Source organism: Pseudomonas sp. LAM2023 (assembly GCF_016620375.1).
Classification (GTDB): domain Bacteria; phylum Pseudomonadota; class Gammaproteobacteria; order Pseudomonadales; family Pseudomonadaceae; genus Aquipseudomonas; species Aquipseudomonas anuradhapurensis.
The window spans coordinates 898,321-910,777 of sequence record NZ_JAENHV010000015.1 but is presented as its reverse complement, the minus strand read 5'-3'; the positions used below and the strand labels follow the sequence as shown (position 1 = coordinate 910,777).

Below are 12,457 nucleotides of genomic sequence, written 5' to 3'. Positions count from 1 at the left end.
GTAGGAGCGGCCTTGTGTCGCGATGGGCTGCGCAGCAGCCCCTTAGGCCGGCACAGCCTCCGCAGCCGCCTCCCGCTCCCACACCCGATGCCGTTCTACCGCTTTTACGAAGGCATCCACGGTCTTCTGCTCATCTCCCAGCAGCAACCCCTTGTCCTCTTTCAGCCCCAAGCTGCCCAAAAGCTCTTTGGACAACACCATCGCCTTCAGGTGCTTGTAGCTCTCCAACAGGAAGTGCCTGGCCAAGCCGCTGGCCGCCAGCGCATCGTTCGAAGCCTGGCCACCAGGCACGACAATCCCATCGAACATGATCGATGGCATCCCCTCCATGGAGGCATCCACCGGTAGTTGCTTGCCGTCCGCAGCCTTCACCGGTGCTGAGGTCGGCCCAAGAAGCAATGGTCGGGCACTGTGTGCTTCCAGGGCTTTGACCAGCTTGTCCACGCTGGCAGCGTCCACACCATCCGCCACCAGTACCGCGATCTTGCGCCCCTTGATACCGACCACACCCGGGTGATTCAGCTGGCTCAGCGCGGGCGACTGGGCCAACTGGCTGCCCTTCACCTGCACGGTACCCGCCGTTGGTGCGGGCAGGCCGAGGTTTGCCGCCACCGCCGCCGCCAGCTTGAGGTCGATGTTGGCCAGGATTTCGTTCACTTCCCGCGCCCGGATCGCCTCGCGCTCGACCTTGCCCAGCTCGAAGCTGTAGGCCTTGATGATGTGCTGCTGCTCGGTCGAGCTCATGCTCTGGAAGAACAGCCGCGCCTGGGAAAAATGGTCGCCGAACGACTCGCTGCGCTGGCGGATCTTGTACGCGTCGATGCGCTCCTGGTAGCTCTCGAAACCGCCATCCTGCGCAGCTGGCGGGGTTTCTTTCGGCCAGCCGCCATCGATGGAGTTTGGCTCGTACGAGGCGCGCCCCTTGTGCACCACATGCTGATGCAGGGCATCGCGTTGGTTGTTGTGGTTGGGGGCGACCGGGCGGTTGATCGGGATCTGGTGGAAGTTCGGTCCGCCCAGGCGGCTAAGCTGGGTGTCGGTGTAGGAGAACAGCCGGCCCTGCAGCAGCGGGTCGTTGCTGAAGTCGATGCCCGGCACGATATGGCCTGGGCAGAACGCCACCTGTTCCACTTCGGCAAAGAAGTTGTCCGGGTTGCGGTTCAGCACCATCTTGCCCAGCGGTGTAACCGGGACCAGTTCTTCCGGGATGATCTTGGTCGGGTCCAGCAAGTCGAAGTCGAACTTGTGCTCGTCGGCTTCCGGCACGATCTGCACACCCAGCTCCCACTCCGGGTAATCGCCCGTCTCGATGGCTTCCCACAGGTCGCGGCGCTGGAAGTCGGGGTCTTTCCCCGCCAGCTTCTGTGCTTCGTCCCACAGTAACGAATGCACGCCCTGACGCGGTTTCCAGTGGAACTTGACGAAGCTGGCCACGCCCTGGTCGTTGACCAGGCGGAAGGTGTGCACGCCGAACCCTTCCATCATCCGCAGGCTGCGCGGGATCGCGCGGTCCGACATTGCCCACATCACCATATGGGCCGACTCCGGCACCAACGAGACAAAATCCCAGAAAGTGTCGTGGGCCGAGGCACCGGTAGGGATCTCGTTGTGCGGCTCCGGCTTCACAGCGTGGACGAAATCCGGGAACTTGATCGCATCCTGGATGAAGAACACCGGCATGTTGTTGCCAACCAGGTCGAAGTTGCCTTCATCGGTATAGAACTTGACTGCAAAACCGCGCACGTCACGCACGGTGTCGGCCGACCCGCGCGGGCCCTGTACCGTGGAAAAGCGCACGAAGACGGGAGTGATTTTTGCCGGATCGCGCAAAAAACCTGCCTTGGTCAGCGCTGCGTGGTCGCCATAGCTCTGGAAATAGCCATGTGCCCCGGTGCCCCGGGCATGCACGATGCGCTCCGGAATTCGCTCGTGGTCGAAGTGGGTGATCTTCTCGCGCATGATGAAATCTTCAAGCAGCGAGGGGCCGCGGTCGCCAGCCTTCAGGGTGTTCTGGTTGTCGGCGATGCGCACGCCCTGGTTGGTACGCAGTGCCTGGCCGGTGGCATCGCTGCGTACGTCTTCCAGGCTTTGCAGCTTGGCATTGGTATTGGCACGGTCAGGCGTATCGGTGCCGGCGAGCTGGCTGTGTCTTGGCGAATCCGTCTTCTTGCTGGGCATCGTGGCTCTCCTCATCCGTCTTCAGGCCGCCCTTCAGGGCATGTTCAAGTAGTGACTGGAGGCCGCTTGGTTGCGTTCAATTGACTTTACCGGTTGTCGCGATATGCCCGAAGGATTGGTGCAATACGAAATAAATGCTAAGAACAGCTATTGGAAAAGGCTAAAATGCGCGACCCCAGCCAACCGCTGACCCAAATTTCCATGCGCCCCACAAGGTTCGCTACGTGATCGAGTTCCAACAGGTACACAAGACCTACCGCGTTGCCGGTAGGGAAATTCCCGCACTGAATCCGACCACCCTGACCATCGAGAATGGCCAGGTGTTCGGCCTGATCGGCCATTCCGGCGCCGGCAAGAGCACCATGCTGCGCCTGATCAACCGCCTGGAAGAACCTTCCGGCGGCAAGATCATCGTCGACGGCGAAGATGTCACCGCGTTCAACGCCAGCCAGTTGCGCGGCTTCCGCCAGCAGGTCGGGATGATTTTCCAGCACTTCAACCTGCTGGCCTCCAAGACCGTCGCCGACAACGTCGGCCTGCCCCTGACCCTGGCCGGCGAACTGTCGCGCAGCGAAATCGACAAGCGTGTCACCGAGCTGCTGGCCCGTGTCGGCCTTTCCGACCACGCCAGGAAGTACCCGGCGCAGTTGTCCGGCGGCCAGAAGCAGCGCGTCGGCATCGCCCGCGCCTTGTCCACCAACCCGAAGATCCTGCTGTGCGACGAGGCCACCAGCGCCCTCGACCCACAGACCACGGCCTCGGTCCTGCAATTGCTGGCCGAGATCAACCGTGAGCTGAAGCTGACCATCGTGCTGATCACCCACGAGATGGACGTGATCCGCCGGGTGTGCGACCGCGTGGCGGTGATGGACGCCGGCCAGATCGTCGAGCAAGGCCCGGTGGCCGAGGTGTTCTTGCACCCGCAGCACCCCACCACCAAACGCTTTGTCCAGGAAGACGAGCAGGTCGACGAAGGCGAGCAGCGCGACGACTTTGCCCACGTGCCAGGACGCATCGTGCGCCTGACCTTCCAGGGCGACGCCACCTATGCACCGCTGCTGGGCACCGTCGCCCGTGAAACCGGTGTGGACTACAGCATCCTCGCCGGGCGCATCGACCGCATCAAGGACGTGCCCTATGGCCAGCTGACTCTCGCCCTGATCGGCGGTGACATGGAAGCGGCGTTCACCCGCTTCAAGGCAGCTGACGTACATATGGAGGTACTGCGTTGATGGACGCCCTGAATTTCTTCGCCAACGTCGACTGGGCCGAAATCTGGCTGGCCACCGTCGATACCATGATCATGCTGTTCGGCTCGCTGTTCTTCACCGTGCTGCTGGGCTTGCCGCTGGGCGTGTTGCTGTTCCTCTGCGGCCCCAAGCAGATGTTCGAACAGAAGGGCGTGTACGCGTTGCTGTCGCTGGTCGTCAACATCCTGCGTTCGCTGCCGTTCATCATCCTCCTGATCGTGATGATCCCGATCACCGTGCTGATCACCGGCACTTCGCTGGGCGTCGCGGGTGCCATTCCGCCACTGGTCGTCGGTGCCACACCGTTCTTCGCACGCCTGGTGGAAACCGCCCTGCGTGAAGTGGACCGCGGCATCATCGAAGCCACCCAGTCGATGGGCGCCACTACCCGCCAGATCATCACCAGTGCATTGCTGCCGGAGGCCCGCCCGGGCATCTTCGCGGCCATTACCGTGACCGCCATCACCCTGGTGTCGTACACCGCCATGGCGGGCGTGGTGGGTGCCGGCGGCCTTGGCGACCTGGCCATTCGCTTCGGTTACCAGCGTTTCCAGACCGATGTGATGGTGGTAACCGTGGTTCTGCTGCTGGTACTGGTTCAAGTACTGCAAAGCGTGGGCGACAAACTGGTCGTGCATTTTTCCCGTAAATAACCCCAATGGGGTCGGCCCGGCCGACCCGTTCGGGGGCCGTCGCGGCCCTCACAAGGAGTGATCAATGAAGAAGCTGCTTGCTGTTGTCGCCGCTGTCGCGGCCTTCTCGGCCCACGCCGAGTCCCTGACCGTCGCCGCCACCCCGGTGCCACACGCCGAAATCCTCAACTTCGTCAAACCTGCCCTGGCAAAAGAGGGTGTGGAGCTGAAGGTCAAGGAATTCACCGACTACATCCAGCCGAACGTGCAAGTGGCGGAAAAGCGCCTGGATGCCAACTTCTTCCAGCACCAGCCGTACCTGGATGAGTTCAACAAGGCCAAGGGCACCCAGCTGGTCAGCGTGACTGGCGTGCACATCGAGCCGCTGGGCGTGTACTCGGCCAAGATCAAGAAGCTGGACCAGCTGTCCTCCGGCGCCACCGTGGTCATCCCCAACGACGCTACCAACGGTGGCCGCGCCCTGCTGTTGCTGGACAAGGCCGGCGTGATCAAGCTCAAGGACAACAAGAACATCCTGTCCACCGTGAAGGATGTTGCCGAGAACCCGAAAGGCCTGAAATTCCGTGAGCTGGAAGCAGCCACCATCCCACGCGTACTGACCCAGGTCGATGCTGCCCTGATCAACACCAACTATGCGCTGGAAGCCAAGCTGAACCCGGAAAAAGACGCGCTGGTGATCGAAGGCAGCGATTCGCCATACGTGAACATCCTGGTCGCCCGCCCGGACAACAAGGACTCGGAGGCGATGAAGAAGCTGGCCGCGGCGCTGCACTCGCCTGAGGTCAAGCAGTTCATCAACGAGAAGTACAAGGGCGCTGTGGTTCCGGCGTTCTGATCCGAACTATCGCGCTGGATTTTTCGCGGGCACGCCCGCTCCCACAGGTACATCGCTAGCCTCAGGCCTGGTGATATCTCTGTGGGAGCGGGCGTGCCCGCGAAGCTTTTCAGGGGCCCCACTCAGTCCCGCTTCACCAGCCCCGGCAACTGCGCCACCAGTTTCTGGTTGTTGAACGGTGCCCGAATGAACCCGCGCTGGCGCCCGTCCGGCCCCACAACCGCCAGGTTGCCGCTGTGGTCCACGGTGTAGCCTGGCTTGCTGGTATCCGCCGGAATGAACGGAATGCTCAAGGCATTGGCCAGCTTCTGGGTATCCTCGATCGACCCCGCCACCCCGACGAAGTCCTTGTCGAAATAACCCAGGTACTGTTTCAGCTGGGTCGGTGTGTCACGGTTCGGGTCCACGCTCACCAGCACCACCTGCAGCCGATCGACCGCCTCCTTGGGCAGCTCGCTCTTGACTTGGCGCAGTTGTGCCAGGGTGGTCGGGCAGATATCCGGGCAATACGTGTAGCCAAAGAACAACAGCGACCATTTGCCTTTCAGGTCATCCAGGCGCACCGGCTGGCCATCCTGGTTGGTCATGGTGACGTCGGCCACGGCACGGCTCTGCGGCAGCAGGATGATGCCGGCATCGATCAGCTCGGTCGGATTGGGTTGGCCGCGGCCATTGAGCACCTTGTTGACGGTCAGGCCCAGAATCAGCGCGACCAGGGCAACGAGGATGAAGACGGTTTTCTGGGTTCGGGTCATAAGTTCAGCAACAGGTAGTGGTCAACGAGCAACGCGATGAACAGCGCGAACAGGTAGCCGATAGAGTACTTGAAGGTGCCGATCGCCGCGTGCGGCCGGCTGCCACGGTACAACACCCAGGCCCAATGGAGGAAGCGCGCGCCCAGCAGGACGGCACAGGCCAGGTACAGCGGGCCACTCATGTGGATGACATAGGGCAGCAGGGTGATCGCCAGCAGCACCAGGGTGTACAGCAGGATATGCAGCTTGGTGTAGCGCTCGCCGTGGGTCACCGGCAGCATGGGGATGTCGGCCTTGGCGTATTCCGCCTTGCGGTGAATGGCCAGGGCCCAGAAATGCGGTGGTGTCCAGGCAAAGATGATCAGCACCAGCAACAGCGGTTCGGCACTGACATGCCCGCTGACCGCGACCCAGCCAAGCAGCGGCGGGGCGGCCCCGGCCAGGCCGCCGATGACGATGTTCTGTGGCGTGGCACGCTTGAGAAAGCCGGTATAGATCACTGCATAACCCACCAGCGAAGCCAGGGTCAGCCAGGCCGTGAGGGGATTGGTGAACACCAGCAACAAGGCCATCCCCACCAGCGCCAGGCCCAAGGCAAACAGCAGCGCTGGCAGCGGCTCGACGCGCCCTTGGGCCAGAGGGCGCTTGTGGGTACGCGCCATCAACGCATCGATACGCCGGTCCACGACGTGATTGACCACCGCCGCCCCGCCCGCGCACAAGCCGATACCGAGGTTGCCGAACACCAGCACCTGCCACGCCACCCCGGCACGGGTGGCGAGCAGCATGCCCACCAGCGAGGTGATCAGCATCAGCACCACCACCTTGGGCTTGGTCAGTTCCAGGTAGTCGCGCCAGCCGGCACGTTGTCCCTGTGCTTTCAGAAGCGTCGCCACAGTGCATTCCTCGGGTGTGGGGCGACGCCCGCGCCGGCCATCGGCGTCAGGCGCCAGCCATGGCTGATATGAATTTGGTCAGCCACCCGGATGCGGTAGTTCAGGAAAACCATGGTCAGCAGCAGCAGCGCCCCGCCAGCGTTGTGCGCCACGGCGACGGCCAGTGGCAGGTGCAACAGCACATTGGCCAGGCCCAGGCTCACCTGTAGCGCCAACGCCAGCAACACCAGGCGCGCCAGGCCATTGAGCTGGTTGCGGTGCAGCTTCCAGCTGAGCAGCAACAGCACTAGCGTCACTGCCAGCGCTCCCAGGCGGTGGCTGATGTGGATAGCGGTGCGAGCGTCGCTGTCGAGCTGGCCGCCCAGGTAATTCGGGCCGACCTGCTGGGTCAGGTGGAAACCATTGCTGAAGTCGGCTGCCGGCCACCACTCACCGTGACAGGTGGGCAAGTCGATGCAGGCCACGGCGGCGTAATTGGAGCTGACCCAACCACCCAGGGCGATCTGGCCAATCACTATCAGCAACGCCAGCGCAGCGACCCGACGAAGGCTCAGCGGCAATTTTGGCAAAGGCGCAAATGCCCGGGATAGACGCAGGGACAACAGGAACAGCAAGCTCAGCGTGGTGAAGCCGCCCAACAGGTGGGCAGTTACCACTTGCGGCCAGAGTTGCAGGGTAACGGTCCACATGCCGAAAGCGGCCTGGGCCAGCACCACGCCCAGCAGCAGCAAGGGCAGACGATAAGGCTGGCCATCGCGGGCATGACGGCGCACCGCCTGGAACGCGAGCAGGGCGATTACCAGCGCCAGCGTACCGGCGAAGTAGCGATGCACCATCTCGGCCCAACCCTTGGCAGCTTCCACCGGGTGATCGGGAAAATGCAGCTCGGCATGGGCCAGCTGCGCTTCGCTCTTGGGCACGCTGATAAAGCCATAACAGCCTGGCCAGTCGGGGCAACCGAGGCCGGCGTGGGTCAGGCGGGTATAGGCACCGAGCAGGACGACCAGCAGCGCCAGCAAGGTGGCGAACACAGCAAGGCGGAATCCGGGTCTGGCCATGGCAGGCTCCTAGCCAATATTGGACAGCTTGAGCAGGTGGCGCAGGTCGTCCAGCACATGCTTGCCGTTGACCTTGGCGTCGTAGCGCAGCACCAGGTTGCCGTGCGGGTCGATGATCCACAGCTGCGGGCCGGCCTCGCCGACCTTCTGCAGGTAGCGTTGCGCATTCAGTGGGTAACGCTGCAACTGCGGGTACTCGCGGCCAAGCAGCGCCTGGTAGTCGGCGCTCAGCGGCTGCGCGCTGGCCAGCGCATGGCTGGCACGGCTGGCGTCACGGCCCAGGCCCACCTGGATCTGCCGGGCCAGGTACACCAGGCGCTGGCAATCGTCGGCACAGGCGGCGGGGGCACTCACCAGCAGCTGCCAGCGCTCGTCCTGGCCCGCCACGCCAAGATCGGCACGGCTCTCACCATTGCCAATCATCTCGCCGTGGTAGCTGCGACCCTCCGGTACCCAGAACTTGAGCTTGTACATGCTGGTGGCGAGGATCATCGGCCCGAGCACCACCAGGAGGATCAGGATCAGCTGCAAACGCCCACGGGCTCTGGGTTTGCTGCGTTCAGGCACGTCCAGTGGAGTGGCGGTGGCCATGGCGTTTCTCCTTGTTGTGGTGCCAGCCGAAGTAGAGGTAGAGCAGCACCAGCGCAGCCGCGAGGGCGAACCACTGCACGGCGTACCCCAGGTGTTTTTCCGGGCCCATGGCGACAACCGGCCAGTCCAGGCGATAGGCTGCCGGGCCGCGTTCCAGGCGCAGTTCGTGGGCGAAGCCTTCGCGGTCGAGTTGCTGCCATAGCTGTGCGGCATCAACGGCAGTCAGCAAATGCGGCCATTGCCCGCCTGTTGGGTCGGGGTGCAACTGGAACGAGCTGCCGGGCGTGACATACACCGAGGCGTCCAGCGCCAACGCCTGGGCCGGCGTATCGAAGTGCACCGGCACGCGGCGATCAGGCCATGGCAGCCAGCCGCGATTGACCAGCAGCCACAGGCCGCTGGCCTGGTCATGAAAGGGTTGCAATAACTCGACACCGGCCTGGCCATCGCGCAGACGGTTGTCCAGCAGCAAGCTGTGTTCGCCATCGAAGCGGCCATACAGGTGCACGCGGCGGAAGGCGTTGTCCTGGTCCGCGGTCAACTGGGCCATGGCCTGGGGCGCCTCGGCCCGGCGCTCGGCATAGGTGGCCAGCAGCGTGCGCTTTTCCGTGGCGCGGCCGAGCTGCCAGCAGCCCAGCGCGATCAGCCCCGGCAGTAGCGCAAGCACCACCAGGGTGGGTACCCAGCCCGGGCGAAACGGCCTCATCGGTGCCTCGCCAGGTCGCTCGCTATACTTGTCCACATCACCGCATCCCCCCGGAGTATCGCCATGCTCAAGGCCGCGATTGTCCTGATGCTGTTGGCCACGATTGCCAGCCTGTTCAGTGGGCTGGTGTTTCTGGTCAAGGACGACGAAAACTCGACCCGCTTGTTGAAGGCGCTGACCGTGCGGGTGACCCTGGCAGCCCTGACCATCGGCCTGGTCGCTTGGGGCTTCATCAGTGGCCAGCTGGTTTCTCACGCCCCCTTCTGATCCTACGAGACACCTTGTAGGAGCGGCCTTGCGTCGCGATGGGCCGCGTAGCGGCCCCAAAGGCAGCCAATGCGGCCTATCAGAGGTATCGGCGGTCGCAGGATTGGGGCCGCTACGCGGCCCATCGCGACGCAAGGCCGCTCCTACAGGGACCGCGCCGTTTGTCAAAGCACGTACACAAAGATGAACAGCCCCACCCACACAACGTCGACGAAGTGCCAGTACCAGCTGGCGGCCTCGAAACCAAAGTGTTTGTCCGGGTTGAAGTGCCCGCGCAGGATGCGCAGGAACATCACGATCAGGATGATCGTGCCAAGTGTCACGTGGGCCCCGTGGAAGCCGGTCAGCATGAAGAACGTCGCGCCATAGATCCCCGAGCCCAGCGTCAGCCCCAGCTTGGTGTAGGCCTCGTGGTACTCGTAGGCCTGCAGCGCAATGAAGCTGGCCCCCAGGACGATGGTCAGCGCCATCCACAATTTCAGCGCACCGCGGTGGTCACGGCGCAGCGCATGGTGGGCAATGGTGATGGTCACGCTGGAGCTCACCAGCAGGATGGTGTTGATCAGCGGCAGGTGCCACGGATCGATCACTTCCTTGGGCGGCGGGAACAGTTTCGGGTCCGGCGTGTGCAGCAGCGGCCAGGTGAATTCGAAGGATGGCCACAGCATGTGCGCCACCCCTTTGGCCCCTTCACCCCCCAACCACGGCCCGGCCAGCACGCGCACGTAGAACAGCGCACCGAAGAATGCCAGGAAGAACATCACCTCGGAAAAGATGAACCAGCTCATGCCCCAGCGGAACGAACGGTCCAGCTGCGGGCTGTACAGCCCCGCGCGGCTCTCCCGCACCACCGAGCCGAACCAGCCAAACAGCATGTAGGCCAGGAACAATGCACCAACGAAGAAGATCAGCGGCCCGTGCGACTCGGGGTGGCCGGCCTTCATGTCGTTGAACCAGGTCCCCAGGCCGAACACCGTGATGAACATGCCGATGGTGGCGATGATTGGCCATTTGCTCTGCGCCGGGACGTAGTAGTGCTGGTGACTTGCCATTGCTGTTCTCCTTCCCTTAACGGGCGCCCTGGACGTCTTGGGCCGCAACGTGCGCGACCGGCGGGTGGCGAGCGGTGATGTCGAACAAGGTGTAGGCCAGTGTCAGGTGCTTCACGCTGGCCGGCAGGTCGCGGTCGACGATGAAGCGCACTGGCATCTCGATGCGTTCGCCGGGCTGCAGCACCTGCTGGGTAAAGCAGAAGCACTCGGTCTTGTGGAAGTACGCCGCGGCCTCGGCCGGGGTGATGCTGGGGATGGCCTGGGCACTCATTGGCCGGTCGGTCGGGTTGTGGGCGACGAAAATCATCTGGTTCACCGCTCCCGGGTTGACCTCCAGCTGATCGGCCGTGGAGTAGAAGTCCCAGACCATGTCGCTGGCATTGGTCGACATGAACTGCACCCGCACCGAACGCGTCGGGTCGGCAAGCTGGCTGCCTTCATACTGCCCGCCGGTCTTGCCATTGATGCCGAAGGCCTTGCACATCACGTCGTAGATCGGCACCAGGGCGAAACCGAAGGCGAACATCACCACCGTCAGCATCAGCAGGCGCAATACCAGGCGTTTCAACGACAGGCCATTCATGGCAGCGTTCCTATTTCACTTCCGGTGGTGTCTGGAAGGTGTGGTAGGGCGCAGGCGAGGGGATCGACCATTCCAGGCCCTCGGCGCCATCCCAAGGCTTGGCCGGCGCTGGCGCACCACCGCGGATGCACTTGATGACGATGAACAGGAAGAACACCTGCGTGGCACCGAACATGAAGGCACCGATCGAGGACACCATGTTGAAGTCGGCGAACTGCAGGTTGTAGTCGGGGATCCGCCGCGGCATGCCGGCCAAGCCGACGAAGTGCATGGGGAAGAACGCCATGTTCATGCCCACGAAAGACAGCCAGAAGTGCAGCTTGCCGAGGGTTTCGTCGTACATGTGGCCGGTCCATTTCGGCAGCCAGTAGTAGGCCGAGGCGAAGATCCCGAAGATGGCCCCGGGCACCAGCACGTAGTGGAAGTGCGCCACCACGAAGTAGGTGTCGTGGTACTGGAAGTCGGCCGGCGCGATGGCCAGCATCAAGCCACTGAAGCCGCCGATGGTGAACAGGATGACGAAGGCGATGGCGAACAGCATCGGGGTCTCGAAGGTGAGCGAGCCCTCCCACATGGTGCTGACCCAGTTGAACACCTTTACCCCGGTGGGGACGGCGATCAGCATGGTGGCGTACATGAAGAACAGCTCGCCGACCACCGGGATGCCGACCACGAACATGTGGTGGGCCCAGACGATGAACGACAGGAAGGCGATTGCGCCGGTGGCGTACACCATGGAGGTGTAACCGAACAGCGGCTTGCGCGAGAACGCCGGGATGATCGAACTGACCGCGCCGAAGGCCGGCAGGATCATGATGTACACCTCGGGGTGACCGAAGAACCAGAACACGTGCTGGAACAGCACCGGGTCACCGCCACCGGCGGCACTGAAGAAGCTGGTGCCGAAATGAATGTCCATCAGCATCATGGTCACTACGCCAGCCAGTACCGGCATCACGGCAATCAGCAGGAACGCGGTGATCAGCCAGGTCCAGACGAACAATGGCATCTTCATCAGGGTCATGCCCGGGGCACGCAGGTTGAGGATGGTGGCGATCACGTTGATCGCGCCCATGATCGAGCTGATACCCATCAGGTGGATGGCGAAGATGAAGAAGGTGACACTGGCCGGGGCATAGGTGGTGGACAGCGGGGCATAGAAGGTCCAGCCGAAATTCGGCCCGCCGCCCGGGCTGAACAAGGTCGAGACCAGCAGCAGGAAGGCCGCCGGCAGCAGCCAGAAGCTGAAGTTGTTCATCCGCGGCAGGGCCATGTCGGGTGCGCCGATCATCAGCGGGATCATCCAGTTGGCCAGGCCGACGAAGGCCGGCATCACCGCGCCGAACACCATGATCAGGCCGTGCATGGTGGTCATCTGGTTGAAGAACGCCGGCTCCACGATCTGCAACCCGGGCTGGAACAGCTCGGCGCGGATCACCATGGCGAACGAGCCACCGAGCAGGAACATGATGAAGCTGAACCACAGGTACATCGTGCCGATGTCCTTGTGGTTGGTGGTCAGCACCCAGCGCATCAGGCCCTTGGCCGGCCCGTGTGCATGCTCATGGCCGTGGGCGTGGTCGTCGATCACTGCACTCATGTCCTGCCTCCTGCAATCCGCTGATTGCCGCGA

The 12,457-nt window shown here is 63.1% G+C and carries 13 protein-coding genes; 4 read left to right on the top strand and 9 right to left on the bottom strand.

The features are described from left to right. Positions 1-42: 42 nt before the first annotated feature. A complete protein-coding gene (gene katE / locus JKP78_RS09770) occupies positions 43-2,178 on the bottom strand; it encodes a catalase HPII (RefSeq protein ID WP_200626595.1) in 2,136 nt (711 codons plus the stop codon). A gap of 224 nt (positions 2,179-2,402) precedes the next feature. On the opposite strand from katE, the gene JKP78_RS09765 reads away from it, so the two are divergent. The 3 genes from JKP78_RS09765 to JKP78_RS09755 all read left to right on the top strand — a co-directional run bounded on the left by JKP78_RS09765 (position 2,403) and on the right by JKP78_RS09755 (position 4,916). Continuing rightward, a complete protein-coding gene (locus JKP78_RS09765) occupies positions 2,403-3,410 on the top strand; it encodes a methionine ABC transporter ATP-binding protein (RefSeq protein WP_170027661.1) in 1,008 nt (335 codons plus the stop codon). Next, positions 3,410-4,081: a methionine ABC transporter permease gene (locus tag JKP78_RS09760; RefSeq protein ID WP_009683598.1), complete on the top strand. Its 672-nt coding sequence runs from the start codon at positions 3,410-3,412 to the stop codon at positions 4,079-4,081. Before JKP78_RS09765 ends, JKP78_RS09760 begins: the two co-directional genes overlap by 1 nt. A 64-nt stretch (positions 4,082-4,145) precedes the next feature. Beyond that, positions 4,146-4,916: a MetQ/NlpA family ABC transporter substrate-binding protein gene (locus JKP78_RS09755; protein WP_170027657.1), complete on the top strand. Its 771-nt coding sequence runs from the start codon at positions 4,146-4,148 to the stop codon at positions 4,914-4,916. 122 nt (positions 4,917-5,038) lie between these two features. On the opposite strand, the gene JKP78_RS09750 is transcribed toward JKP78_RS09755, so the two are convergent. Genes JKP78_RS09750 through JKP78_RS09730 form a run of 5 tightly spaced genes read right to left on the bottom strand, consistent with a single transcriptional unit; the run spans position 5,039 to position 8,922 of the window. Continuing rightward, positions 5,039-5,671, bottom strand: a complete 633-nt coding sequence (locus tag JKP78_RS09750; protein WP_170027655.1) for an SCO family protein — start codon at positions 5,669-5,671, stop codon at positions 5,039-5,041. Beyond that, positions 5,668-6,567: a heme o synthase gene (cyoE, locus tag JKP78_RS09745; RefSeq protein ID WP_186690236.1), complete on the bottom strand. Its 900-nt coding sequence runs from the start codon at positions 6,565-6,567 to the stop codon at positions 5,668-5,670. Before cyoE ends, JKP78_RS09750 begins: the two co-directional genes overlap by 4 nt. Then, positions 6,552-7,625, bottom strand: a complete 1,074-nt coding sequence (locus JKP78_RS09740) for a COX15/CtaA family protein (protein WP_186690238.1) — start codon at positions 7,623-7,625, stop codon at positions 6,552-6,554. Before JKP78_RS09740 ends, cyoE begins: the two co-directional genes overlap by 16 nt. 9 nt (positions 7,626-7,634) lie before the next feature. Continuing rightward, the gene (locus tag JKP78_RS09735; RefSeq protein ID WP_186690240.1) at positions 7,635-8,216 is read right to left on the bottom strand and encodes a hypothetical protein; all 582 of its coding nucleotides are present in this window, start codon (positions 8,214-8,216) and stop codon (positions 7,635-7,637) included. Next, positions 8,185-8,922 (bottom strand): SURF1 family protein, encoded by a 738-nt coding sequence (locus tag JKP78_RS09730; protein ID WP_200626594.1) that lies wholly within the window; start codon positions 8,920-8,922, stop codon positions 8,185-8,187. Before JKP78_RS09730 ends, JKP78_RS09735 begins: the two co-directional genes overlap by 32 nt. Before the next feature lie 63 nt (positions 8,923-8,985). Between JKP78_RS09730 and JKP78_RS09725 the strand changes: the two genes are divergently transcribed. Continuing rightward, positions 8,986-9,189, top strand: a complete 204-nt coding sequence (locus JKP78_RS09725) for a twin transmembrane helix small protein (protein WP_003258925.1) — start codon at positions 8,986-8,988, stop codon at positions 9,187-9,189. 164 nt (positions 9,190-9,353) lie between these two features. Here JKP78_RS09725 and JKP78_RS09720 read toward each other — a convergent pair whose 3' ends face one another. The 3 genes from JKP78_RS09720 to ctaD are packed head-to-tail and all read right to left on the bottom strand — an operon-like array spanning position 9,354 to position 12,424. Further along, positions 9,354-10,241, bottom strand: a complete 888-nt coding sequence (locus JKP78_RS09720; RefSeq protein ID WP_170027644.1) for a cytochrome c oxidase subunit 3 — start codon at positions 10,239-10,241, stop codon at positions 9,354-9,356. 16 nt (positions 10,242-10,257) lie between these two features. Further along, positions 10,258-10,824, bottom strand: coding sequence for a cytochrome c oxidase assembly protein (locus tag JKP78_RS09715; RefSeq protein ID WP_170027642.1), 567 nt, complete (start codon positions 10,822-10,824; stop codon positions 10,258-10,260). 10 nt (positions 10,825-10,834) lie between these two features. After that, entirely contained in the window at positions 10,835-12,424 is a 1,590-nt protein-coding gene (gene ctaD / locus JKP78_RS09710) for a cytochrome c oxidase subunit I (RefSeq protein WP_170027640.1), read from the bottom strand. Positions 12,425-12,457 lie beyond the last annotated feature (33 nt).

Bases quoted from the DNA above. Each gene is read 5' to 3' on its own strand.
- katE (WP_200626595.1), bottom strand. From the start codon at position 2,178: ATGCCCAGCAAGAAGACGGATTCGCCAAGACACAGCCAGCTCGCCGGC.
- JKP78_RS09760 (WP_009683598.1), top strand. From the start codon at position 3,410: ATGGACGCCCTGAATTTCTTCGCCAACGTCGACTGGGCCGAAATCTGG.
- JKP78_RS09755 (WP_170027657.1), top strand. From the start codon at position 4,146: ATGAAGAAGCTGCTTGCTGTTGTCGCCGCTGTCGCGGCCTTCTCGGCC.
- JKP78_RS09750 (WP_170027655.1), bottom strand. From the start codon at position 5,671: ATGACCCGAACCCAGAAAACCGTCTTCATCCTCGTTGCCCTGGTCGCG.
- JKP78_RS09740 (WP_186690238.1), bottom strand. From the start codon at position 7,625: ATGGCCAGACCCGGATTCCGCCTTGCTGTGTTCGCCACCTTGCTGGCG.
- JKP78_RS09735 (WP_186690240.1), bottom strand. From the start codon at position 8,216: ATGGCCACCGCCACTCCACTGGACGTGCCTGAACGCAGCAAACCCAGA.
- JKP78_RS09730 (WP_200626594.1), bottom strand. From the start codon at position 8,922: ATGAGGCCGTTTCGCCCGGGCTGGGTACCCACCCTGGTGGTGCTTGCG.
- JKP78_RS09725 (WP_003258925.1), top strand. From the start codon at position 8,986: ATGCTCAAGGCCGCGATTGTCCTGATGCTGTTGGCCACGATTGCCAGC.
- JKP78_RS09720 (WP_170027644.1), bottom strand. From the start codon at position 10,241: ATGGCAAGTCACCAGCACTACTACGTCCCGGCGCAGAGCAAATGGCCA.
- JKP78_RS09715 (WP_170027642.1), bottom strand. From the start codon at position 10,824: ATGAATGGCCTGTCGTTGAAACGCCTGGTATTGCGCCTGCTGATGCTG.
- ctaD (WP_170027640.1), bottom strand. From the start codon at position 12,424: ATGAGTGCAGTGATCGACGACCACGCCCACGGCCATGAGCATGCACAC.